Origin of the sequence: Promicromonospora kroppenstedtii (assembly GCF_044389675.1) — a bacterium.
Classification (GTDB): domain Bacteria; phylum Actinomycetota; class Actinomycetes; order Actinomycetales; family Cellulomonadaceae; genus Promicromonospora; species Promicromonospora kroppenstedtii.
This window is the reverse complement of record NZ_JBIRYI010000002.1, coordinates 63,818-87,189: the sequence shown is the minus strand read 5'-3', so window position 1 is coordinate 87,189 and position 23,372 is coordinate 63,818. Positions and strand designations below refer to the sequence as shown.

Here is a 23,372-nt window from a genome sequence, read left to right as displayed (position 1 = left end):
CGGGCGCTCGCGCCCGCCTGGTCGTGGCGGTTGACTCGACAGCGGAGGAGTCGTCGAGGGAACGGAGCGAAGATGCGTGTGCTGGTGACGGGAGGAGCCGGGTTCATCGGCCGGGAGGTGGTCGCGGAGCTGTCCGCGCGGGGGGACGACGTGGTGGTGCTCGATTCGCTGCGCGAGGACGTGCACGGTCCTGCGGCGGTCGCCGACGAGCGCACCGTCGTCGGCGACGTCCGTGACCCGGGAGCGGTGCAACGGGCTCTGACCGGGTGCGACGCCGTGGTGCACCTGGCAGCGAAGGTCGGTCTGGGGGTCTCCCTGGCCGACATCGACGACTACGTGTCCTCGAACGACCTCGGGACCGCGGTGCTGCTGCGTGCCGCCGAGGTGCCCCACATCGTGTACGCCAGCTCCATGGTCGTCTACGGCGAGGGCCGGTACGACTGCCGGGAGCACGGACAGGTCGCGCCGTCGCCGCGTCGCGCGGAAGACCTGGAGGCCGGGCTGTTCGAGCCGCGGTGCCCGGTCTGTTCGGCACCGCTGCGGCCCGGCCTGGTCACCGAGGACGCCCGCCTGGACCCGCGGAACGTCTACGCCGCGACCAAGGCCCACGGCGAGATGCTCCTGGCCGCATGGGCGCGGCAGACCGGCGCCGGTGCCACCGCTCTGCGGTTCCACAACGTCTACGGTCCCGGGATGCCGCGTGACACGCCGTACGCCGGTGTCGCCGCGCTGTTCCGGTCCGCCGTGGAACGCGGCGAGGCGCCGACCGTCCTGGAGGACGGTCAGCAGCGCCGCGACTTCGTCCACGTGACCGACGTCGCACGTGCTGTGGCGGCGGCGGTCGCCCAGCCTCGTACGGCGGGCAGAGTGGTCCCGCTCAACGTCGGGTCCGGGGTGGTGACCACCGTCGGCGAGATGGCGCAGGTCACGTCCAAGCTGCTCGCCGGCCCCGAGCCCGTGGTGACGGGCGGCTACCGGCTCGGTGACGTGCGACACGTCACCGCGTCGAGCGAGGCGGCGGCGCAGGCACTCGGCTGGCGCGCCCGCACAGGACTGGAGGAGGGACTGGCCACCCTGGCCTGAGGCCGTGCGCGCCCTGCCCCCGTCACTCCGCGGCGGGCAGGCGCACCTCCACGTCGCAGCCGGCCCCGGTGCTCCGCACCGACACCTTCCCGCCGTGCTCGTCGACCACCCGGTCGACGAAGGCGAGCCCCAGCCCCGAGCCGCCCGCCTTGCCACCCTGGAAGCCCGCACGGAACATGTGCGGCACCTCGTCGTCAGGAATCCCGCCGCACGTGTCGCGCACGGACAGGCGGGCGAAGCCGTCCTGGCTCACCACCCCGACCAGCACGCGGCCGCCGGGCCCGCTCGACCGGACCGCGTTCGACACCAGGTTGTCCAGGACGCGGCTCAGCTCGTCCTGGTCACCCCGAACGTGTACCTCGCCCGCGACGGACTCGTCGAGCTCCACCCCGTTCTCCGCGGCGGCCGGGCGAGCATGGGCGAGGACGCCCTGAAGCACTGCGGCCATGTCGACCAGGCCCGGCTCGGCCCGGCGGGGCAGGTCGTCCGACCGGGACAGCTCGCCCAGGTCGCCGACCATCCGGGACATCCGGCCCACCGCCGCCTCGATCCCGTCCAGCGCCGTCGTCGGGTCGGGAAAGATGCCGTCGCGCAGCCCGTCGGTCGCCGCGCGGATGCCCGACAACGGAGAGACCAGGTCGTGGCTCACGAAGCCGAGGATCTGCCGCCGCGCGTCCCGGGCTGCACGTTCGGCGGCGCGGGACGCCGAGAGCCGCTCCCGCGTGGCCTCCAGCTCGGCCATCACCGCCGCCAGCTCCGCGGTCTCGGGGGCCGCCACGCCGGAGCGGGACGTACCGGCGCCGGGCACGTCGAGCGCGGGGACCTGCCCGAGCTCCCGGGCACCGTCGACGACGAGCTGGACCTCCCGCGCGACGATCCGGCCCAGCGCCAGGGCCAGCAGGATCTCGAGCACGGACGCCGTGCCGAGCACGAGCCACACCACCGAGGCGTCGTGCGGCGAGATGAACATGGCCGACACGTTGACGGCCAGGGCAGCGACCACCGCCGCGACCGGGAACAGCGCCGCGAGCAGCAGGGCGAGCATCAGCGACCTGCGGCGGGCCGCGCGGATCGCGACCAGCCCCACGACCGCGGCCACGACCGAGCACGCGACGGTGACCAGCACCATGAACTGGACGTCGGTCATCGCACGGTCTCCCGAGGTCCCGGAGCGACTTCCGCGTCGGCGTCCGTCACCAGCGCGTACCCGCTTCCGCGCAGGTTCACGATCAGCTCCGGGCGAGCCGGGTCGTCCTCGAGCTTCTTGCGCAGCCGCCGGATGTGGACCATGACGGTCGAGTCGTCGCCGAACGTCCAGCCCCAGACGCGGCGCAGCAGCTCCCGGCGGCCGAACGGATGGCCCGGGCGCTGGGCCAGGAAGCTCAGCAGCGCGAACTCGCGAGGCGTGAGCTCCACGACCCTGTCCCGGTACCTGGCGGTGCGAGCGGCCCCGTCGAGTTCGAGGCCTCCCGCCTCGAGCCGGACCGGTGCGTGCTGCACGTCGAACGGTCCCCGACGCAGCAGCGCCTCGACGCGCAGCACCAGCTCACGGGCGTCGAACGGCTTGGTCACGTAGTCGTCGGCACCGTGCTCCAGGCCGATCACCCGATCATCGGCGCTGGCCAGACCGGACAGCATGAGCACCGGTGTGGCATCCCCGTCGTGCCGGCGCCGGGTCAGCATCTCCAGGCCCGAGCTGCCGGGCAGGAGGACGTCCAGCACCACGGCGTCCGGCTGCCACACGCGCCACGTGTGCTCGCCCTCGACGGCGTCGGTGGCGGTACGCGGGTCGTGGCCGGCCTTGGCCAGGTACGCGGCGACGCTGGAGGCGACCAGGGCGTCGTCGTCGACCACGAGAACCTTTGTCATACGGAAACCATATCGAGGGCAGGTCGGCCGGGGCGCCCGCTCGTCCGTGTCGGGGCCTCGGCCCGTCGGACGTCAGGTATCGGTCAGGTGCCTCGCCGTGCCCACGCGGCGGCCCGGCGCCTAACGTCAGGATCATGTTGCCGACAGTGGACGTCGTCCTGCCCTGCCTCGACGAGGCCGAGGGCCTCGCATGGTTGCTGCCGCGGCTCCCCGACGGGATGCGAGCGGTGGTCGTGGACAACGGGTCCACCGACGGTTCCGCCGACATCGCGCGCGACCACGGCGCCCTGGTCGTCCATGCCCCGCAGCGCGGCTACGGCGCGGCCTGCTCCGCCGGGCTCGACGCGGCGAGCGCCGACGTCGTCGCGTTCTGCGACGCGGATGCCAGCCTCGACCCGAAGGACCTGACCCGGGTCACCGGACCGGTGCTCTCCGGACACACCGACCTCGTCCTGGGACGACGGCGCCCGGAGCCGGGCGCGTGGCCGTGGCACCTCCGCCTCGCGAACGCCGAGCTGGCGCGCCGGGTGCGCCGCCGTACCGGCGTGCGCGTCCATGACATCGGGCCGATGCGCGCCGCCCGCCGGGAGCCGCTGCGGGCCCTGGGCCTGCGTGACCGACGCAGCGGCTATCCCCTGGAAACGCTGGTGGCGGCCGCCGAGGCCGGCTGGCGGGTCGCAGAGGTCGACGTGCCGTATCGCAGACGGCGCGGCAGGTCGAAGGTGACCGGCACGCCGCTCGGCGCATGGCACGCCGTCCAGGACATGTCGAAGGTGCTGGCATCATGACCGGCACGATGGCCCCCCGCACCGTCATGGTGCTGGCCAAGGAGCCGCGGCCCGGCAGGGTCAAGACCCGGCTGATCGGAGATCTGACGGCCGCGGAGGCCGCGGCGCTGGCGCAGGCGGCGCTCGCGGACACGCTGGAGGCGGTCGACGACCTGCCCGGCGTGCGCCGGCTGCTGGTGCTGGACGGCCGGGCGGGCCCCTGGGTCCCGCCGGGCTTCGCCGTGGTACCGCAGGTCGGCGGTGGTCTGGACCGTCGGATCGCCGCAGCCTTCGACCATGCTCTCGGTCCGGAGGGGTATCCGGGACCCGCCCTGCTGGTCGGCATGGATACGCCGCAGCTCGGTCCTGTCCTGCCGGCGGTGGACTTCGCCGGGCACGACGCGGTGCTCGGGCTCGCGGACGACGGTGGGTACTGGGCGGTCGGCCTGCGACGAGCGGACCCCGCGCTGTTCCACGGCGTGCCGATGTCCGAACCGGTGACCGGGGAGGCGCAGCTCGAGCGGCTGCGGGGAGCGGGGCTCACGGTCCGGCTCCTGCCTCCGCTGCGCGACGTCGACACGGTGCGCGACGCAGTCGCCGTGGCCCGGGCGGCGCCCGGGACGCGGTTCGCCCGCACGTGGTCCGGGGTGGCGCACCGGGTGTCGGCCGGAGACGTCCCGGAGGGCCGCGCGTGACTGCGACCGCCTCGCCCGATCCGGTGAGCCCGTTGATCCTCTTCGAGGCGGCACTCAGGGGGTTGCTGGTGACCGCGACACACGTCTCCGACCCCGTGCCGGTGGACGTCGAGGCCTGGACCGCGGAACGGGACGCCGTGGACGAAGCGATCGTCGCGCTGTGCGAGGGGCCGGTGCTGGACGTGGGGTGTGGACCGGGGCGGTTCGCCGCGGCGCTGGCGGCCCGCGGCGTACCCGCGCTCGGTATCGACGTCTCGCATGCGGCGGTGCGCCGGGCGAGGGCCCGCGGTGCCGTGGCGCTGCGGCGCGCCGTCGAGGGGCCGCTCCCGGGGGAGGGGCGTTGGGGGACCGTGCTGCTGGCGGACGGCAACATCGGCATCGGCGGTGATCCGCGCGCCCTGCTGGAACGGTGCCGCGACCTGGCCCGGCCGGGCGGCCTGCTGCTCGTGGAGGCCGATCCCGACCCCGACACGGACATCTCCGGGCCGTTGGTCCTGCACGCCGAGGACGGACGACGTTCCCGTCCGATGCCGTGGGCGCGTGCGGGCAGCCGGGTGCTGCGGACGCTCGGCGGTGAGCTCGGGATGGTCGTCTCGGAGGAGTGGGAGCTGGCCGGCCGGGTGGTGGTCTCGGTGCGCACGCCAGGCGCCGTCGAACAGGGCTGAGGGCACGTCCGGACGTCCGCCGCGACGGTCCGGACGTGCTCCTTCCCTCAGCGGTTCGCGCTCCAGAGCGTCACGAGCCACACCAGCAGCAGCGTGCCGAGCACCATGACGGCTCCCCGCAGGGCGACGCCGGCCCAGACGTACGCCGGGCCGCTCGCGCGGACCTGTCCCTCGGACCGCGTGCGCACGAGCGCCGGCAGGCGGACCAGCACGAGCCAGCCGAGCACGATCACCAGCGGGGCGATGACGGCGTCGTTCAGCGCCACGGACCCGGCCAGCCAGATGCCCCAGGGCAGCCACCACTGCGCCGGGATCGAGGTGAGCGCCAACCAGGCCCACCAGCCCATGCAGGCCACGCCGGCCATGACCAGCACCCGGCGCGTCCACGTCGCCGCGCTCACGTCGGGTTCCCGACGACGAGGCGCGAGACCCACTTGGTCTGCAGCACTCCCGGACGGTTGGGCGCGATGATCCGCGCGGGGAAGCCGTGGTCCAGGTCGAGGTCCTCCCCGGCCAGGGTGAGGGCCAGGAGGGTGTCGTCATGGGCGACGTAGGCACCCGGCAGGTCGGAGGTCGAGTAGAAGGTGCCCGCGGGTTGCAGGCTCACCACGTGGACGGGGTCGTCGGGCTGCCCGCCGGACAGGGTCGCGAGGTCCCGTATCCGGACGCCGGTCCACCGCGCCGTGGCGCTCCAGCCCTCCACGCAGGCGATCGGCAGCACCGCCTCGTGCTGGCTCATGGCCAGCAGGTCCGCGCGCGTCAGGTGCGTGGTCCCGCCGGGCCCGACCAGCTCCAGCGCCCAGTCCGGGTCGGTCGCCAGCTCCTCGACCCGCGCGGCCCTCGCCGTCTTGTTGACGGCCAGGCCCTGCGGACCGTCGAGCGGGTCGCGTGGTGCCAGCAGGGCGATGGCGCGCAGCGGGGTGACGGTCTGTCCCACCGTCAGTGCCGTGACGAACAGGGCGGCGACGGCCACGGACCCGAGGAACCCGCGTCGGGTCGTGCCGTCCCCGGTCGTGCCGTCGGCCGTGTCCCCGTTCGGCGGGCTGTCAGGGCCGGGGCGGGCGGCGTCGAGGTTGCGGGCACCGGCGGCGAGGGACCGGACCACCACCGGGAGCTTGATTCCCACGTGCACCAGGGCCGCTCCGAACGCGAGCCAGGCCGTGGCGTAGTGGACGGTCGTGAAGCTGAAACCGAAGACGTAGAGCTTGAAGACGTTCAGGATGCCGGTCACGACCTGGAAGACGGTCGACGCCACGAGCACGCCCACCGAGGCGCGTTCGAGCGCGTGCTTCCATCCGGTCACCGGGGGCCGTACGAAGAACTGCGGGTAGACCGTGTAGAGCTTGGCGAGGACCAGGGGCAGGCTGGCGAAGCCCACCGCGACGTGCAGGCCCTGGTTGAGCCGGTAGGCCCAGGCCGGTTCCGGTCCGAAGGGCAGCCACGACACGGGGTGCTGGTGCAGGTGCGAGACCAAGCCGGTGACGAACAGGATCAGGATCGCCCCACCGAGGTACATGCCCAGGCGGGCGACCACCCGTTGGTCGTGCACCGGCGACCGGAAGTCACTCGGTTCGGGTAGTCGTAGCCACGCCGGACGGATGTCGGACAGCGGACGTCTCACCATGGTGACTCCAGGATCGTGTTGAGCAGGATGGCCAGGCCGCCCTGGGCCCACAGCCAGGACGCGGGCAGTGCGGTCGGCCGGTCACGGACGACGTCCGGCAGGGCCGTCGCGGGGCCCCCTCCGGCCACTCGGAGGCCGATCGCCGCCGGAACCACCCAGTAGGCGACGGGGAGCCAGATGCGCTCCACCTCGCCGCGTTCGAAGCCGAGCAGCGCGCCTGACAGCGCGGCGGCGAGCGCGAGGCCCACCAGCACGCGGGTGGCGCGATCGACACGGCGCAACCTGGTCAGGCCGCCGACGGCCGCTGGACCGACGAGGGCGCCGAGAACGGCGAGGTCCACGAGCAGGAAGTAGAGGTAGGGCCGGGCATTGCCCACCGGGGCCCAGACCTCGTGCGTGGCGGCCACGCCGTCCCACACCCAGAACCCGCCCGCACCGAAGGCGACGACCACGCCGACCGCGACGGCCCCCGCCAGGGCCGTGGCGGCCACCCGTCGCGACACGATCAGCGGCGCGAGGGCGATCAGGCCCATGTGGAGCAGCCCGTACGACAGGATCGGGCAGGCACCCAGGAGGAGACCCGCGGCCACCGCGTACGTCCACCGCGCGGCGCCGCGCCGTTCCCGGTCGGTGGCGAGCGCGAGGAACGCGACGCCCCAGGCGAGTATCCCGGCGAAGAACGCGTCGGCCGAGGTCGCCACCCAAAGCGCGGCGGGGGCCAGGACGAGTGCGGGGACGACGGCGCGGGCGACGCGCTCGGCAGCGGCTCCGCCGGGCGGCCCGGCCGCCTGGACGAGACCGAGCATCCGCAGCGTGATCAGTACCGCGGGGACGGCCGCCGCGCCGCCGAGGACGAACAGGGTGGCTGCCCAGCCCGGGCCTCCCAGGCCTACCCGGTCCAGGAGGGCGAGCAGCAGCACGAGGCCCGGCGGATGGCCCCTGACGTGAATGGGATAGCTGGGCAGGTCGTCGACGAAGCCCGCGAGAAAGGCCGCGGGGTCGGCCGCGGCGATCGGCACGGCCGGTAGATATTCGTGCTCGCCGCGGACCGGCTCCGTGAGGTCGTTCCACGAGGTGAGGGTCGCCAGCGCGGCCGCCCACGCGGCGGTGGCGGCCCAGGACACGAGCAGGAGCGCCCGCCAGGGCAGGAGCGCCACCAGCGCGGGCCCGAACCGGACGACGGCGATCAGCAGTGTGAGCGCCGCGAGGAGACCCGGCCCCGTGCGCAGCACCCAGTGCCCGACGAAGGGCTCTGCGCCGGTCAGCAGCGGCACGTCGCTCGCGGACCGCAGCGCGGCGCCGACGAGCCAGAGCGCAGGGATCGACGCCGCCCAGACGGACAGCGCCGCCACCGGTCCGTGCCGCTGCCACCAGGTCCCGCCGGCAGGAGGCGCCGGGTCGGCGGCAGGGCGAAGCCCGGTCGGTCGGGTCGCTGCGGGCTCGTGCCTCGGTGATTCCGCCACGGTTCCATCGTCGCGGCCTGCCGCCGCGAACGTGATGCCGGCGGACCTGACGAACGGCTGACGTTCGACCCGGTCGCCGGTCCTCACCCGGGGTCCGTGGCTCGTCAGTCGAGCGTGAGCTCCAGGGCGGCCGGCGCGGCGGTGAGCGACGTGCGGATCAGCGCGCACAGCTCGGCGCGGCTCGCGCTCGTCGTGGCGTCGGGCGGTGAGCACCAGGCGTCCACGGCGGCCCGGTGGGCGGTGACCACGACCGCGCACACGACCCGCGCCGAGAGGTCCGCGGCGGGCGCGCCGTCCAGCCGTTCCGCGATCGCGTCGACGACCTGCCGGGTGAAGCGTTCGCACACCAGCATGCCCGCGGCGTCGACGACCCGGTGGGTGCCGCTCAGGCGCGCGCTCAGCACCGCGGGACGCTCCCAGCCGGGCGGCATCCGCTCGACGACCTCCACGAGGGCGTCGCCGACGACCTCCAGCAGCGGACCGCGCCGGGCGAGCACCTCGTCGAGCTCGGCGATCAGGGTCCGCCAGACGTCGTTCAGCGGGGTCAGAGCGAGGTCTTCCTTGCCCGCGAAGTAGCGGAAGAAGCTGCGCTTGGACACCTCGGCCTGGTCGCACAGCCAGTCGACGGTCACCGCGTCGTACCCGCGCTCGGCGAAGGCCGGCAGCGCGACCTCCACCAGACGCTGCCGGCTGCGGGCGATCCGCCTGGTGCGGAGCGTGCCGGCGCCGGTCGATGTCGTCATGCGGCCATCATAGCGAAATGGCACTCAGTGGCAGTTGGCATACAGTAGCGCCATGCTCGCTTGGACGGTCGATCACGCCTCACCCAGCCACCTCAGCCTGCGCGAGGTGCCCGATCCGGAGCCCGGGCCGCATGACGCGGTCATCGAGGTGCGCGCCTTCGCGCCGAACCACGGCGACCTCGAGTCCCTCCCCGGTACGCCCGGCGGCGCGGTCCCGGGCTGGGATGCCTCCGGCGTCGTCGTGGCCGAGGCGCTCGACGGCACGGGGCCACGGCTGGGTCAGGCGGTGGTGTCGCTCGGGGCCGACGGCGCCTGGGCGCAGCGCCGGCTGGTGACCGCGGAGTCCGTGGGGATCGTCCCGGCCGGCGCGGACCTGGACGTCGCGAGTGTCGTGCCGGTCGCCGCGACCAGCGCACTGCGCGGGCTGCGGCGCCTCGGCCCGGTCCTCGGCCGCCGCGTGCTGGTGCTGGGCGGTACGAGCGCCGTCGGCCTGTTCGCGGTGCAGCTCGCCGCGCGCAGCGGGGCGGAGGTCGTCGCCACCACCAGGAACCCTGCCGCGCGGGAGCGGCTGATCGAGCTCGGCGCGCACGAGGTGGTCACCTCGCCGTCCGACCTGGGCGGCGACGTGTCCGGTGTGCTCGACCTGCTGGGCGGCTCCCATCTGGTGCGGGCGTTCGCCCGGCTCGCACCGGGCGGCACTCTCGTCGCGCTGGGGCACGCCGCGGGCGAGGGGGAGCGCTTCGCGTACGGCGACCTGTTCGGCGACGCCGCCCGGCACGACCGCTCCCTGACGACCTTCTTCCTCGGGGCCGAGGTGGACCTCGGCCCCGACATGACCTGGCTCGCCCGCGAGATCCACGAGGGGCGCCTCGACCCCGTGGTCTCAGCCGTGCGCCCGTGGCGCGAGCTGCCGGACGCCTTCGCGGCCGGCGTGGGGCGGACGTACGGGAAGACCGTCCTGACCGTCGGGTAGGGCCGTCTTCTACAGGTGCTCGGTGTAGAAACCGGCCAGCCGGTCGACGGCGGCTTCGACGTACCCGGGCACGTCGTACGTCTCACGCCCCGGAGGAGGCGCGATGAGCGGCGACACGTCACGCACTCAGCCCCGGCGCGGTGACGTTTCGTCGAACTCGTCGCGCGCGGCCTCGATGTGGTCCATGTTCTGCCGCGTCCACTCGCACATCAGGTCGACCGTCGCCCGCAGCCCATGGCCGGGACCGGTGAGCCGGTACTCGACCCGAGGGGGCACCACGGGGTGCACCGTCCGCTCGACGAGGCCGTTGCGCTCCATCATGCGCAGGTTCTGCGTGAGCATCTTGTGGCTGATGCCCTCGAGCGCGTCGCGCAGCTCGCTGAACCGCCGGGTCTCGTCACCCAGCGTCTCGATGATCAGCAGTGCCCACTTGTTGGCGACGTCCGAGAAGATCTCTCGCGCCAGCGTCCCGGCGCGCATGATGTCGTCCTGGGCGGCCGGGCTGCCGGCCTGAGCGGTCACCATCTGGTGCCTCCGTCACTGAGAAGTGCGTTCTTCCGCACCGAGGTTAACTCTCTTATGGTTCCTGAGTCACTAGAAGTGACCCAGGCCGCCCAGGGAGGCGGCCTGAACTCACCACGATGCGCGAGGGATCCCCACCATGGCTGTCACACTCACCAACCCGCAGGACCTGCCCCGGGTCGACGTCTACCACCAGGTCGCCGTGGCCACGGGCACCCGGCAGGTCTTCGTCGCCGGCCAGGTCTCGTGGGACGCCGACGGTGTGACCGTCGGCGTCGGCGACCTGGCTGCCCAGGTCGAGCAGAGCTACGCGAACGTCGCCACGGCGCTTCGGCATGCCGGAGCGGGTGTCGACGACCTGGCCCGGCTCACGTTCTATGTCGTGGACTGGACGCCGGACAAGATGCCCGCGCTCCTGGACGGACTGTCCCGTGCCGCGAACCGCCTCGGTTCCACCGCGACGCCGCCCGCCACGCTGATCGGCGTCGCGGCCCTGGACGTCCCAGAGCACCTGGTCGAGATCGAGGCGACCGCTGTCGTCGGCGACCGGCCTGCCGAGCCGGCCGATGCCGGGCCGCGGTTCTTCGCGACGCCGGGATACGGCGACCGGCAGCTGGCGCGGATGGGATACAGCCAGGCCGTCCGCATCGGGGACCGCGTCGAGACCTCCGGCCAGGGCGGCTGGGACGACGACTTCGACTTCCCGGCCGACCTGGAGGACGAGATCGTCCGGGCGTTCGACAACGTCGAACGGACCCTCCTGACCGCGGGTGCCACGTGGCGTGACGTCGTGCACGTCAACTCCTACCACGTGCCCGAGACGCCCGGCTTCATCGGCGAGACCCACAACCGGGTCATGGTCGAGCAGCTCCGGGCTCGCACGGGTGACCGCGCGCCGATCTGGACCGAGACCGGTGTGCCGGCCCTCGGAGCGCCGGGGATGCGCGTCGAGATCCGGGTCACCGCGATCATCGGGTCCTGACCGAACGGGACGGGACCGTACGGGATCAAGCCGTCGGAGCCCTCTCGACGAGCCGGCCGTCGAGCACGCGGACCACGTCGTGCATCCGGGGCAGGTGCGCGACGTCGTGGGTGACCAGCAGGGTCGACGTCGCCAGCTCGTCGGTGAGCCGCAGGATCAGCTCGATGATGCTCGCGCCGCGCTCCTGGTCCAGTGCGCTGGTGGGCTCGTCGACCAGCAGCGCACTCGGCTCGTTCATCAGGGCGCGGGCGATGTTCACCCGCTGCCGCTGACCACCCGAGAGCTGGTGGGGGCGCTTGTCCCGGTCACCGGAGAGACCGACGGCGTCCAGCAGCGCGTCGGCCCGTTCTCCCGCTGCGTGGCGCCGGCGGCCGGCGTGCCGGCCACCGAGCTCGTTCATCACGCACAGCTGTTCCCGGGCCGTGAGGGAGGGGATGAGGTTGGGCTGCTGGAAGACGATGCCGATCTTGTCGCGGCGCAGCGCGGTGGCCTCGTCGGGACGCAGCGCGGTCGCGTCGACGTCGTCCACGAGCACCCGGCCCGAGTCGGGGCGGACGAGGGTCGCCGCCACGGCGAGGAGGCTGGACTTGCCCGAGCCGCTCGGGCCGGTGATGCCCACGACGGTGCCCGGGCGGGCGGTGAGGCTCACGTGGTCCACCGCGGTGATGCGATCCAGGCCGTCAGGAAAGGTCAGGGTGATGCTTTCGAGCCGGATCATCGGTTGCTCCCGAGGGCGGTGAGGGGGTCGGCGGAGGTGACCGAGCGCAGGGCGAACGCCGCCCCGGCGAGGCCGAGCGTCGTCATGAGCGCGCCCGGCAGGAGAGTGGTGACCGGGCTCAGCAGGAACGGCAGCGAGGTGCCGGCCAGCGCGCCGAGGGAGGTCACGACGGCGAGGCCCGAACCGATCCCCACCAGCAGCACGACCAGGGCCTGCCCCAGTGCGTCCCGGACGAGCGACCGGGTGCTGGCACCGAGCGCCTTGAGCACCGCGACGTCGCCCTTGCGCTGCATCGTCCAGACGGTGAAGAACGCGCCGACCACCAGCCCGGAGATGCCGAACAGCAGGACGACCATGAGCAGGAGCGACCCGATCTCGGACCGGAAGGCGGAAAGCGCGGTCAGCGAACCGAGCGGGGTCGTCGACACGGTCGAGCCGGCGGCCGGGTCGGCGCCCTGGTCCGCGGCACCGGTGACGGACAGGACCGTGGCCCAGGCGTCGGGCGCCCCGGTGGCCGCGGAGTAGACCTGCCAGTCGCGCAGTGTCATCTCCACGACCGGCGTGTGGCTGTACCAGCCGTCACCACCGACCTTCTCGACCGTGTAGGCGGTGCCGGCGATCGTGACCTCGTCGCCGGTGGCTACACCGAGCTCCCGCGCGGCGGGCGTGGACAGACCGAGCAGGCCGTCGCCGGACGGGGCCCCGGCGTCGAAGCCCGGGCGCACCCCGAACACGGCGACCGCGGCGCGGGTGCCGGCCGACTCGGCGCGGGTCTGGCTGATGCCGACCGGTTCGACCGCCGTGACGCCGTCCGCGCCGGCCCAGGCGGCGGCGTCCTGCTCGGTGACGGCCGAGTCGGCGAAGCTGATTCCGGAGCTGCCGGGCTCGGGTGCGGAGAACACGACCCGGTCGCCCGGGAGCGAGAGGACGGCGGAGACATTCTGGACGGCCAGCCCACCGGTGAGACCGCTGAGGAAACCGACGAGAACGGTGATGAGCGCGACGACGGAGCCGATCAGGACGAACCGGCCGCGAGCGAAGCGCAGGTCGCGCAGCGCGACGAACATGTGACTTCCTTTCCTGTCACCTCGGCGGTGACCCGTCCACTGTCCTGTGCGACGGCCGGCGGGTCATCGGCTGCCCGGACGGCGTCGCGCGCCCGAACGATGGTCGTGCGAGTCGTCCTTTCGGACGATGCAGTCCGCGCGCCCGTGCGTAAGGTGAACGGCATGGCCCACATCGCGCTCACGCCCGTCTTCGTGGGCCTGCGCACCGGCCTCCATGTCCTGTTCGTCGCGCTCACCCTCGTGGTGATCGCTCGTGCGGTGCTCGCGCCGACGACCGCGCCCGCCGTGGTCGTCGTGACGTCGGTCGTGCTCCTGGCGACCTACGCGGTCGGCGGCGTGGTCGCCGAACGGGGACGCCGGCACGGCCGTGCGCCCGGGCTGCTGTGGCTGGGCGCGCTGAGCCTCGAGTGGCTGGTACTCCTGTGGCTCGTCCCCGAGGCCGCCTACCTCGTGTTCCCCCTGTTCTTCCTCTACCTCCACCTGCTGGGCCGACGGTGGGGGTCGACGGCGATCGTGGTGGCGACCGGCGTGGCGATCTGCGCGCTCGGCCTCCACGGTGGCTGGAGCGTGGGAGGTGTCGTGGGGCCCCTGGTCGGCGCCGGGGTCGCGCTGCTCATCGGCCTCGGCTACCAGGCGCTGGCTCGGGAGGCGACGCAGCGTGAGGCACTGATGCGCGAGCTCGTCGCGGCGCGTGACCAGCTCGCCGCCACCGAGCACGAGTCCGGGGTCCTGGCCGAACGCGCGCGGCTGGCGCGCGAGATCCACGACACGCTCGCCCAGGGCCTCTCCAGCATCCAGCTGCTGCTGTACGCGGCCGAACGGGCCGACCCCGGACGACCCGGCGTCGAGCACATCCGGCTCGCCCGTGAGACCGCCGCCACGAACCTCGCGGATGCCCGCCAGTTCGTCCGCGAGCTCACCCCGCCCGACCTCGACGACCACGGCCTGGGCGGCGTGCTGCGCCGGCTCGCGGACTCCCAGTGGGCCACCCGTGGACTGCGGGTGGACGTCCGCGTCGCGGACACCGTCGACCTGCCCATGCCCCTGCAGGCCGCCCTGCTGCGCATCGCGCAGGGCGCCGTCGCCAACGTGATCCAGCACGCGCACGCCACCACGGCGACCATCGCCCTGACCGTCGACGAGGACCTGCTGCGGTTCGTGGTCTCGGACGACGGCCAGGGCTTCGACCCCCGAGAGCCGCCGCCCCGGATACGCGCCGAGTCGGACTCGTTCGGCCTGCGGGCGACCCGGGAGCGCGTGCAGCAGCTCGGTGGGGTCCTGACCATCGACTCCGCACCCGGCGCGGGGACGACGCTGGTCGTCGAGCTCTCCCGGAAGGACACCACATGATCAGGCTCGTCGTCGCGGACGACCACCCCGTCGTCCGGGCGGGGCTGCTCGCCCTGTTCGGCTCCGAGCCGGACATCGAGGTGGTCGCCGACGTCGCCGGCCCCGACGAAGCCGTGGCCGCCGCGGAACGGAGGAACCCGGACGTGGTCCTGATGGACCTCCAGTTCCGCGCCCACGCCACCACGGGCGCCGACGCCACCCGCCGCATCCGGGCGCTCGATGCGGCGCCCTACGTCCTGGTGCTGACCAACTACGACTCCGACGCCGACATCCTCGCCGCCGTCGAGGCGGGCGCCAGCGGGTACCTGCTCAAGGACGCGCCGCCCCACGAGCTGACCGCCGCCGTCCGCGCGGCCGCAGCCGGAGAGAGCGCACTGGCCCCCGTCATCGCGACGCGTCTGCTCGACCGCATGCGCGCTCCGCAGGTGAGCCTCAGCTCGCGCGAGATCCAGGTGCTGGAGCTGGTGGCCGCCGGCCGGTCCAACACGGAGGTCGCCTCCGACCTCTTTGTGAGCGAGACCACGGTGAAGTCCCACCTGGCCCACATCTACTCGAAGCTTGACGTCAGCTCGCGGACGGCCGCGGTCTCGGCGGCCCGCCGGCGGGGCATCCTGCGCCAGGGGTGAGAGCAGCCGCGGCACGCTGCCTCCCGGTCGTCTAGGGCTCCGTCCTCGCCCCACGACGACGCCCGCCGGTGCCGCCGTCGACCTCGCGCCACCTGCCGGGGTCCCGCAGCATGTGCGACTCGATCAGGTCGTGGCGGCGCAGGTAGGTGTTGGCCGTCGCCTGGATCGTGGCGGCGATCGGCAGCGCGAGGAACGCGCCGAGCGCGCCGAAGACGGCGCCGAACCCGAGCACCGCGAGGAAGCTCACGGCGGGGTTCATCTCCAGCGCCCGCGCGGAGACCTTGGGCGAGAAGTACAGGTTCTCCAGCTGCTGGTAGCCGATGATGAAGGCGAGCACGGCGAGCGCCTGGGGCAGCCCCTGCGACGTCAGCGCGACCGCGACCGGCAGGGCACCGCCCAGATAGGTGCCGATCGTCGGGACGAACTGCGACACCACGCCCACGAAGACGGCGAGCGGCAGGGCGTACGGGGTGCGCATGATCAGCAGGAACACGAGCGTGAAGGAGCTCGACAGCGCCGCGAGCACGATGCGCGAGCTGATGTAGTCCGAGACCTTGACCTGGGTGACCTCCCAGAGCGTCAGCACCTCCTGTTGCCGGGCCGGAGTGAGCCAACGGCACACGGCGGCCCGGAGGCGCGGTCCGGCCGCCAGCAGGTAGTAGGTCACCAGGAGGACGGTCAGGGCGGCGAAGACGCCGCCGAGCACCGTGGTGCCGACCAGGAGCGCGCCGGACGCCACGTCGTCGCCGAACTCGGTCAGGACCTCGCGCAGCAGGTCGTCGGAGTCGGGGAGGGCGACGCCGAGGCGTTGCGTGACGAGGTCCTGGAAGCTCGCGTAGATGTCCGGCACGGTGCTCAGGAGCTGGACGAGCTGCTGGACGAAGAGGTTGCCGAACAGCGCCAGGACCACCCCGACCGCCAGGATGGAGCCCAGCAGCGCCGCGGCGGCGGCCAGGCCACGACGCCAGCCGTGCCGGACGCACCAGACCACGGGCGGTTCGAGGGCCAGCGCGAGGAAGAACGCGATCAGTACGTTCACCGCCAGGCCCCGCAGCGACCCCATGGCGTACCAGCCGAAGATCCCGGCGTAGACGGCCACGACCGTCATCAGCAGCGCTCGGGGGAGCCACCGGGGCGGGCGGGGAGAGGCCGGGGTGCCTCGTCGTGCGGCGTCGGGTGCGGGCACCGGGGCTGTCATGGCACGGACGCTCCCTCGGTGTTCCCCGCGGCGGCCACCGCAGCGTCGACGGTGCGGAAGACCCGGCCCTCGCGGTCGGCACCGGCCCACCAGGGGGCCGCGAGGGCGTGCTGGTTCACCTCCGCCGGGAAGGCGGCGAGCAGGAGCGTGACCCCCTCGCGGGCGAGGTCGGCGTCGAGGCTCTCGAGGGCGTCGAGGAGCGGGATCGTCACGCGCCGGACCGCCGCGCCCTCCAGGACCACCGCCCGCGGGGCGGGTTCGGCGGCGAGGACGGCGGCGAGCACGGCGTCCTGCGTGGGCTGGGCGTTGCCGGTGTAGATGGTGATGTCGAGGTGCAGCAGCACCAGCCCGGCCGGTGGTGGCGGCGCGCCGTCCTGCCGCGCGTTGGTGGTCCAGCCGCCATGTGGTCCGGGGTACAGGGGGCGGGCGGCGCTGCCGCTGACGGCCCGCAGCACCAGGAACAGCGTGAGCACCACACCGGCGCCGACGGCCGGCAGGAGCCCGGCGGTGAGCCCGATCGCCGTCGTGACGACCGCCACCCAGAACTCGGTCCGGTCGACGCGGAACAGCCTCGCGTACTCGGGTGGGGAGACCAGCGAGACCACCGCGACGAGGACCAGGGCCCCGAGCGCGGCGGCCGGCAGCTCGCTGAGCACTGGTGCCAGGAAGAGCGCGACGAGCACGGCCAGCACCGCCGTGGTGAGGCCGGCCATCTGGGTGCGGGCGCCCGCGCCGAGGTTGACGGCGCTCTGGGAGAAGCCTCCCGCTGGCGGGAGGCACTGGGTGAGGCCGCCGCCCAGTGCCGCGAAGCCCACCGCGAGCAGCTCCTGGTCGCTGTCGACGGCAGGCTCGGACCGCTGCCGCTGGGCGCGCGCGACCAGGACCGTCTCGAGGAAGGCCATGACGGCGATCGCGAGCGCGGCGGGGACCAGGCCCGGGATCTCGTTCCACAGGGGCGGGCTGATGGCGGGCAGGCCGGCCGGTACGGGCTCGATGAGCGTGAGTCCTCGTTCCTCGACGTCGGTCAGGGTGACCAGCAGGATCGATGCCGCCACCACGACCAGCGCGGCCGGCACCCGGGGTGCCGTGCGGCGCAGCACCAGCAGCGTGCCCACCGCCACCGCCGAGAAGACCGCCGTGAGCGCGTGCGTCGTGGGCAGTGCGCCGACGACGTCGGAGAGCTTGCCGAAGAACCCGGTGTCCCGGTCCGGCACGGTGTGGCCGAGGAGGGTCGGCAGCTGGGTGACCGCCACCGTGAGCCCGACGCCGGTCTTCACGCCGGTCAGCGTCGCCGGGCTGATCTGCTCCACGAGCGAGCCGAGGCGCAGGAGCCGCATCACGATCAGGCAGACGCCGACCAGGGCCGTGAGCGTGAAGGTGGCTCCGAGCAGGTCGTCGGACGCCCGGCCCGCGAGCGCCGACGCGGTCAGGACGGCGATGGTCGACGTCGTGGACACGCTCAGGGTGCGTGAGCCGCCCAGGAGCGCGTAGAGCAGCACGGGGACGACGCAGGTGTAGAGGCCGACGGAGACGGGCAGGCCAGCGATGGTCGCGTAGGCCATGGCCTGGGGGACCACGACGACCCCGGCGGCGAGCCCGGCCAGCACGTCGGCCCGCAACCATGCCCTCCGGTACCCGCGCAGCGATGGGGCAAGCCAGGTGCGTCGTGCCGAGGTCGCGTCCACAGCCGTCAGCCAAGTCGTGAGGGCGGGCGGGGCGCTCACCTGCTTCGGGTGAGAGCCGCCACCGCGCCCGGATCAGGTGACCCCGTCATTCGCGGGCCAGGGCCGCGGCAGCCTCCCGCTCGAGGTCGAGGTACTGCTCCTCGCTGACGTCGACCCCGACGCCGAGGATCGTGCCCCCGGTGAACCGGAACGGCCCCTGGTACAGGCGGCTGACCGGGTCCGCGCTGTCGTAGCCGACGCAGAGCCCGTCGCCGCACAGCGTGAACTTGCCGACCTGCGCACGCATCGGTCCCTCGGCGACGACGTCCTCGCCCACGAAGAGCCGGGCCCGGCCCACCGACTCGCCGTGCTCACCCGGTGACTCGCGGAGGAACTCCACGCCCAGCACGGCCTTTCCTGGCTCGAGCACGGGCGAGGTGAAGACCTGCTCGGGCCGGATGCCGAGGAAGTTGTAGACGTAGTGCAGGCGGTGGTCCTTGACGAAGAGCGCGTGGCCGCCGAACCGCGATCCGTGCGCGAAGAGGATTCCCTCGGCGTCCGGTGTGAGGTCGACGTCGGCCACGATCTTGTACGAGCGCCCGCGGATGTTGACCGCCACCCCCTCGGGGACCGGGGCCGCTTCCGGGTAGTAGACGTACCGGCTGCGGGGCGGCTCGGCCTGCGGGCGGTCGACCGTGAGCTGCTCGACGGCGGACCGGTCGTCCAGCGGCAGCACGTTGTTGCGCTCGGCCTCCTCGAACCACGCGGCGATCAGCTCGCGTAGCTTCTCGGGATGCTCGGCGGCCAGGTCGTGCGCCTCGGCACGGTCCTCGTCCACGTGGTAGAGCTCCCAGGCGTCCTGGTCGAACCGTCCGTGCCCGCTGATCGGGGCGTGGACGGCCGCGGCCTTCCAGCCGTCCTTCCAGATGGCGCGGGTGCCGAGCATCGCGTAGTACTGGGTGTCCTTGGTGGTCGGCGCGTCGCCGTCGTCGAAGCTGTAGCGCATCGACACCCCGTTCAGCGGGTGCTGGGGCACGCCGCGGTAGGTGTCGGGCATCTCGACGCCGGTCACGTCCAGGATGGTCGCCACGATGTCGGTCGCGTGGTGGTACTGGTGGCGCACCGCCCCCTGGGCCTTGATCCCGGCCGGCCAGTGGACGACCATCGGGTCGCACGTGCCGCCCGAGTACTGGGCGTACCGCTTGAACATCTGGAACGGCGTGGAGAACGCGGCCGCCCAGCCGGTGGGGTAGTGGTTGTAGGTCTCGGGGCTGCCCAGGGTGTCCAGGTACCCGAGGTTCTCCGCGAGGTCGTCGGGGTAGCCGTTGAAGAACTTGTTCTCGTTGACCGAGCCGTTGGGGCTGCCCTCGCCGGACGCCCCGTTGTCGGCGCAGTAGAAGATGAGCGTGTTCTCGAGCTGCCCGGTCTGCTCCAGGTAGTCGACGACGCGGCCGATCTGCACGTCCGTGTACTCGGAGAAGCCGGCGAACACCTCGGCCATCCTGCTGAACAGGCGCTTCTCGTCGTCGCTCAGCTCGGCCCAGGGCCGGACGTGGTCCGCGGGGTTGGCGGCGTCCTCCGGCAGGGGGTCCAACGGCGTGAGGTCGGTGCCCTCGGGCACGATGCCACGCTCGATCATCCGGGCCAGCACCCACTCGCGGTAGGCCTCGTAGCCGTCGTCGAACATCCCCTGGTACTTGTCGATGTACTCCTGGGGAGCGTGGTGCGGCGCGTGGTTGGCACCGGGGCAGTACCACATGAACCACGGCTTGGACGGGTTGGACGAGTTCTGGTCGCGGAGCATGCGGATCGCCTGGTCGGCCAGGTCCTTGGAGAGGTGGTAGCCCTCCTCGGGGGTGTAGGGCGGCTCGATGAACCGGTTGTCCTCCACCAGGTCGGGGTACCACTGGTTGGTCTCGCCGCCCAGGAACCCGTAGAACCGGTCGAAGCCCTTCTGCAGCGGCCACTCCGAGCGGCTGCCGCCGCTCGCGATGTCCTCCTCGGGCACGTTGTGGTCCTTGCCCAGCCAGAAGGTGGACCAGCCGTTGTCCTGGAGCACCTGGCCCACTGTCGCGCACTCGGCGGGCAGCCTGCCTGCCGCGCCGGGGAACCCGTTGGTGGCCTCCATGATGGCGGCGCACCGGTTGACGTGGTGGTTGCGGCCGGTGAGGAAGACCGAACGGGTGGGGGAGCACAGGGCCGTCGTGTGCCACTGCGAGTAGGTCAGCCCGCCCGCTGCCAGGCGGTCCAGGGTGGGCATCGAGACGCGGCCCCCGTAGGTGGACCACGCGGCCATGCCGGTGTCGTCGTAGAGGATCACCAGGACGTTCGGCGATCCTTCCGGCGCCTTCTTCAGCTCGTAGGGGGCCCAGTCCGGGACGGAGTCCCGGACGTCCAGCTCGATACGGCCGTTGAACTGTTCCACCATGTTCTCCACCCCATCTGTCGGTGACCACGACGGCCGGGGACGAGCTCGACCGCCGAGCTGAGCCGGCCGAGGTCGTGGCCGGCCACGGCTGATCCTTCGCAGCGGGTTGCTGCCGTGGGTCACCTAGATCGGGTGAAGCGTCCGAAGGGGCGTTCGTCGTGGCCGGGTCCACGGCACTCCGACGACGCGGTGCGGCCGGCGGGGTGGAGCCGCCGACCGCACCGTCGCCCGTCGGCGTCAGGCGCCCGTGTCCTCCGTGAACAACCGGGGGAGGAAGTCGATCAGCGACTTCTGCCAGACGTCCCAGCTGTGCGGGCCCGGGACGATGGGCGCGAACTCGTGGTTCACCCCGCGGCTCTCCATGGCGGCGATCAGCTGCAGCGTCGCGCCGTAGGTGAAGTCCTGCTGGTCACCGGAGTAGACGCGCAGCAGCTTCGTGCCCTCGTTGATGGCCTCGACGTCCGCGGTGGCCGGCGGCGCACCGAACGCCGACATGGCGCCGATGTAGCCGAACTCGCCCGGGTGCGCCCACAGGGTGCTGAGCGTGTGGCCCGAGCCCATCGAGAGCCCCGCCAGAGCGCGGTGGTCACCCTCGGTGCTGATGTTGAACTGCTCCTCGGCGGCCGGCACGATGCGCGTCGTGATCTCCGTGGGGAAGTCCACGCCGTTCCCGTTGGCCATCACGACCACCATCGGCTCCATGGTGCCCCGCAGGTAGTGGTTGTCGAGGATGCGCTGGACGTGTCCCACCTCGACCCAGTCGGTCCACGTCTGCCCGCCACCGTGCTGCAGGTAGAAGACCGGGTACTCCTCGGCGCGGTCCGCGTCGTAGTCCGGGGGAGTCCACACGTACGCCGAGCGCTGGGTACCGCCGCCCGCGGTGCTGGGGTAGCTCATGACGCTGACCTCCCCGCGCGCCTCGGGCGGCACCTCGGCGGTGTACTGAGCGCGCACCGTGTCGCCGTCGGCGGTGAAGGTGCTCCACGTCGGCTCCGAGAGCACCTTCGTGGGGTTGCCGGCGTCCTTGTGGTCGACGCCGTCGACCACGAACTTGTAGTAGTACGAGCCGCCCTCGACGGCCAGCGAGAGCCGCCACGAACCGTCGGCCTGCTGGACCATGTGGGTGCGCGGCCAGCTTCCGGCCGGGCCGAAGTTGCCCCAGACGGTGATGTTGTTCGCGTCGGCGAACTCGGTGCCGAGCTCGAAGGTGACGACGCCGTTCTCGTCGATCCATGGTGTCGGGGTCGTGCCCGCGGGCGGGAGCTCGTGCTTGACGAACGGCAGGTGGCCCTCGCTCGGGCCCTCGTCGTCGACGTCCTGGAAGATGCGCCCGGCGAAGTCGTGCAGGTTCTTCTGCCACGTGTCCCACGTGCCGCCGGTCTCGGGGTTCGAGCCGTCGGACTGGAACTGCACGCCCGCCTTCGTCAGCCTGTCGGCCAGGGCGACCGTGTCGTCGTACGCGGGGTCGGTGACGTTGCCCGCGTAAACGCGGACGACGTCGGTCGAGTCGTTGATCTGCTTGGCCTTGCCGCGCGAGATCGGCTTGTCGTAACCGGCCGAGAACGAGCCGACGCCCGCGAACTCTCGCGGCTTGTCCACCACGGCGCCCAGGGCCGCCTCTCCACCACGGCCGATCCCGGCGATCGCGCGGTCCGACCCCTTGTCGGAGACGTTGAACGCGCGCTCGACGGCGGGCAGCAGCTCCTTCGTCACGCCGGCGGGGCCTGGCGTGCCGGCGTCGCCCATCACGACCACCATCGGCTCGGCGTCGCCGTCGAGCGTGAGGTTGTCCATGATCTGGCCCAGCCGGCCCAGCTCCACCCACTCGCGGTAGCTCTGCCCCTCGTCCTGCAGCAGGTACAGCACCGGGTACTCCTCCGCACGGTCCGCGTCGTAGCCCGGGGGCGTCCACACGAGAGCTTCCTTCGTGTGCTTCGGTCCCTTGCCGTACTCGATCGTCTTGAGCTCGCCGCCGTCGGCCACGTCGTCGAGCCACTCGGCGCCCGGGCCGGGGACGAACATGGTGCTGTAGGTGGGCTTCGACGTCACCTCCTGGGGTACGGCGGGGTTGCGGAAGGCGACCGCGTCCTGGTCCGCCGCGGGGCGGGCGGCGTACTGGTAGTAGTACAGGCCCGGCTCGAGGGGGCCGAGCGTGGCGGTCAGGTCCGATCCGCTGGTTCCCATGTTGAGGTCGGTCCACGCCTTGCCCGGGCCGAAGTTCCCCTGCACCGCGACAGGGCCGCTCCCGATGCCGGTCGCCTCGGTCACCGCGGCCCGGGGCACCGTGAAGCGGTAGACGTCGGAGATCGGGTTGTCCGCCACCTCGCTCACCCACGGGTCGGCGCTCACCGCCTGCGCGGCGGCGTGCGGCGCGGCGAGCACCGCCGCCGTCACCACCGCGGTCGCGGCCGCGGTCGCGACCGCTCGTCGTCCTCGTCGGATCGGGTGGGCGGACCTTGCCTGAGATTCCATCGCCATCGACTTTCCTCTCGTTCGGACTTGTTGACCTTCGACACGAGGACCGGCACCTCGCCGTGCCTCGCGCATGACCGATGTACCTCTGTCACGTTGGTGGCGAGTGCGGGGCGGTGTGCTGCCTCGTACCAGGGCCGGACTGCCGGCGCAGGTGCTGCAGCCAACCCGGATCGCCCGACTCGTGAGCCATCCACGTGCTCCCTTGCACGAGTGCGGTCCGGTCATTCCGAACTTTAACGATAAATACGAGGCGCGACAAGGCCTTGTTCCCGCCAGGTCACTGAGGGGCATTTGCCGTATATGTCTTGTGTGTGATGGGAGTGGCGCGCTACTGTATCGATAAATTTGCCGCCACTCATGGGCCTGCGTGCAACAACGGTGTTAGCGCTCACATGTTCTGGCCCGTGCAGCAGGCTCCGCCGGATCCACGGTGCTGACCGCACCATCGGTGGTGGTGGCG

At 72.7% G+C, this 23,372-nt stretch carries 21 protein-coding genes; 8 read left to right on the top strand and 13 right to left on the bottom strand.

The genetic code is table 11. The features are described 5' to 3' along the window. Positions 1–72 precede the first annotated feature (72 nt). Complete coding sequence (locus tag ACH47X_RS04205; RefSeq protein WP_397401700.1) at positions 73–1,083, top strand: NAD-dependent epimerase/dehydratase family protein; 1,011 nt, start codon at positions 73–75, stop codon at positions 1,081–1,083. Between the two features lie 22 nt (positions 1,084–1,105). Here ACH47X_RS04205 and ACH47X_RS04200 read toward each other — a convergent pair whose 3' ends face one another. Next, positions 1,106–2,230 (bottom strand): sensor histidine kinase, encoded by a 1,125-nt coding sequence (locus ACH47X_RS04200; protein WP_397401697.1) that lies wholly within the window; start codon positions 2,228–2,230, stop codon positions 1,106–1,108. Continuing rightward, on the bottom strand, positions 2,227–2,952 hold the full coding sequence (locus ACH47X_RS04195) for a response regulator transcription factor (protein ID WP_397401695.1): 726 nt from the start codon (positions 2,950–2,952) through the stop codon (positions 2,227–2,229). The genes ACH47X_RS04200 and ACH47X_RS04195 overlap by 4 nt, the downstream gene beginning before the upstream one ends. Before the next feature lie 134 nt (positions 2,953–3,086). On the opposite strand from ACH47X_RS04195, the gene ACH47X_RS04190 reads away from it, so the two are divergent. The 3 genes from ACH47X_RS04190 (at position 3,087) to ACH47X_RS04180 (ending at position 5,079) form a co-directional block, all read left to right on the top strand. Then, positions 3,087–3,740, top strand: a complete 654-nt coding sequence (locus tag ACH47X_RS04190) for a glycosyltransferase family 2 protein (RefSeq protein ID WP_397401693.1) — start codon at positions 3,087–3,089, stop codon at positions 3,738–3,740. Then, on the top strand, positions 3,737–4,414 hold the full coding sequence (locus tag ACH47X_RS04185) for a TIGR04282 family arsenosugar biosynthesis glycosyltransferase (protein ID WP_397401691.1): 678 nt from the start codon (positions 3,737–3,739) through the stop codon (positions 4,412–4,414). Before ACH47X_RS04190 ends, ACH47X_RS04185 begins: the two co-directional genes overlap by 4 nt. A 68-nt stretch (positions 4,415–4,482) precedes the next feature. After that, positions 4,483–5,079: a class I SAM-dependent methyltransferase gene (locus ACH47X_RS04180; protein ID WP_397401689.1), complete on the top strand. Its 597-nt coding sequence runs from the start codon at positions 4,483–4,485 to the stop codon at positions 5,077–5,079. A gap of 47 nt (positions 5,080–5,126) precedes the next feature. On the opposite strand, the gene ACH47X_RS04175 is transcribed toward ACH47X_RS04180, so the two are convergent. The 4 genes from ACH47X_RS04175 to ACH47X_RS04160 all read right to left on the bottom strand — a co-directional run bounded on the left by ACH47X_RS04175 (position 5,127) and on the right by ACH47X_RS04160 (position 8,909). Next, a complete protein-coding gene (locus ACH47X_RS04175) occupies positions 5,127–5,480 on the bottom strand; it encodes a hypothetical protein (RefSeq protein ID WP_397401687.1) in 354 nt (117 codons plus the stop codon). Continuing rightward, complete coding sequence (locus ACH47X_RS04170) at positions 5,477–6,703, bottom strand: molybdopterin-dependent oxidoreductase (RefSeq protein ID WP_397401685.1); 1,227 nt, start codon at positions 6,701–6,703, stop codon at positions 5,477–5,479. The genes ACH47X_RS04175 and ACH47X_RS04170 overlap by 4 nt, the downstream gene beginning before the upstream one ends. Beyond that, positions 6,697–8,166, bottom strand: a complete 1,470-nt coding sequence (locus ACH47X_RS04165) for a hypothetical protein (RefSeq protein ID WP_397401683.1) — start codon at positions 8,164–8,166, stop codon at positions 6,697–6,699. The genes ACH47X_RS04170 and ACH47X_RS04165 overlap by 7 nt, the downstream gene beginning before the upstream one ends. 104 nt (positions 8,167–8,270) lie before the next feature. After that, positions 8,271–8,909, bottom strand: a complete 639-nt coding sequence (locus tag ACH47X_RS04160) for a TetR/AcrR family transcriptional regulator (protein WP_397401681.1) — start codon at positions 8,907–8,909, stop codon at positions 8,271–8,273. A 52-nt stretch (positions 8,910–8,961) separates the two neighbouring features. Here ACH47X_RS04160 and ACH47X_RS04155 point away from each other — a divergent pair, with 52 nt between their 5' ends. Further along, complete coding sequence (locus ACH47X_RS04155) at positions 8,962–9,882, top strand: zinc-binding dehydrogenase (RefSeq protein WP_397401679.1); 921 nt, start codon at positions 8,962–8,964, stop codon at positions 9,880–9,882. A gap of 126 nt (positions 9,883–10,008) precedes the next feature. On the opposite strand, the gene ACH47X_RS04150 is transcribed toward ACH47X_RS04155, so the two are convergent. Then, positions 10,009–10,407: a winged helix-turn-helix transcriptional regulator gene (locus tag ACH47X_RS04150; RefSeq protein WP_397401677.1), complete on the bottom strand. Its 399-nt coding sequence runs from the start codon at positions 10,405–10,407 to the stop codon at positions 10,009–10,011. Positions 10,408–10,543: 136 nt separating this feature from the next. Between ACH47X_RS04150 and ACH47X_RS04145 the strand changes: the two genes are divergently transcribed. Further along, positions 10,544–11,386 (top strand): Rid family hydrolase, encoded by an 843-nt coding sequence (locus ACH47X_RS04145; RefSeq protein ID WP_397401675.1) that lies wholly within the window; start codon positions 10,544–10,546, stop codon positions 11,384–11,386. Positions 11,387–11,411: 25 nt separating this feature from the next. On the opposite strand, the gene ACH47X_RS04140 is transcribed toward ACH47X_RS04145, so the two are convergent. Continuing rightward, positions 11,412–12,104, bottom strand: coding sequence for an ABC transporter ATP-binding protein (locus ACH47X_RS04140; protein ID WP_397401673.1), 693 nt, complete (start codon positions 12,102–12,104; stop codon positions 11,412–11,414). Beyond that, positions 12,101–13,171: an ABC transporter permease gene (locus tag ACH47X_RS04135; RefSeq protein ID WP_397401671.1), complete on the bottom strand. Its 1,071-nt coding sequence runs from the start codon at positions 13,169–13,171 to the stop codon at positions 12,101–12,103. The genes ACH47X_RS04140 and ACH47X_RS04135 overlap by 4 nt, the downstream gene beginning before the upstream one ends. Positions 13,172–13,333: 162 nt before the next feature. On the opposite strand from ACH47X_RS04135, the gene ACH47X_RS04130 reads away from it, so the two are divergent. Together ACH47X_RS04130 and ACH47X_RS04125 are read left to right on the top strand one after the other, a co-directional pair. Next, a complete protein-coding gene (locus ACH47X_RS04130) occupies positions 13,334–14,521 on the top strand; it encodes a sensor histidine kinase (protein WP_397401669.1) in 1,188 nt (395 codons plus the stop codon). Continuing rightward, positions 14,518–15,147 (top strand): response regulator transcription factor, encoded by a 630-nt coding sequence (locus ACH47X_RS04125; protein WP_397401667.1) that lies wholly within the window; start codon positions 14,518–14,520, stop codon positions 15,145–15,147. The genes ACH47X_RS04130 and ACH47X_RS04125 overlap by 4 nt, the downstream gene beginning before the upstream one ends. 31 nt (positions 15,148–15,178) lie before the next feature. Here ACH47X_RS04125 and ACH47X_RS04120 read toward each other — a convergent pair whose 3' ends face one another. From ACH47X_RS04120 to ACH47X_RS04105, 4 genes are all read right to left on the bottom strand, one after another. After that, a complete protein-coding gene (locus tag ACH47X_RS04120) occupies positions 15,179–16,345 on the bottom strand; it encodes an AI-2E family transporter (RefSeq protein WP_397401665.1) in 1,167 nt (388 codons plus the stop codon). After that, a complete protein-coding gene (locus ACH47X_RS04115; protein WP_397401663.1) occupies positions 16,342–18,030 on the bottom strand; it encodes a SulP family inorganic anion transporter in 1,689 nt (562 codons plus the stop codon). Before ACH47X_RS04115 ends, ACH47X_RS04120 begins: the two co-directional genes overlap by 4 nt. Positions 18,031–18,115: 85 nt before the next feature. Then, positions 18,116–20,437 carry an arylsulfatase gene (locus ACH47X_RS04110; RefSeq protein ID WP_397401661.1) on the bottom strand — a complete coding sequence of 774 codons (2,322 nt, stop codon included), beginning with the start codon at positions 20,435–20,437 and terminating at the stop codon, positions 18,116–18,118. Positions 20,438–20,674: 237 nt separating this feature from the next. Continuing rightward, positions 20,675–22,909, bottom strand: coding sequence for an alpha/beta hydrolase (locus tag ACH47X_RS04105; RefSeq protein WP_397401659.1), 2,235 nt, complete (start codon positions 22,907–22,909; stop codon positions 20,675–20,677). Positions 22,910–23,372 lie beyond the last annotated feature (463 nt).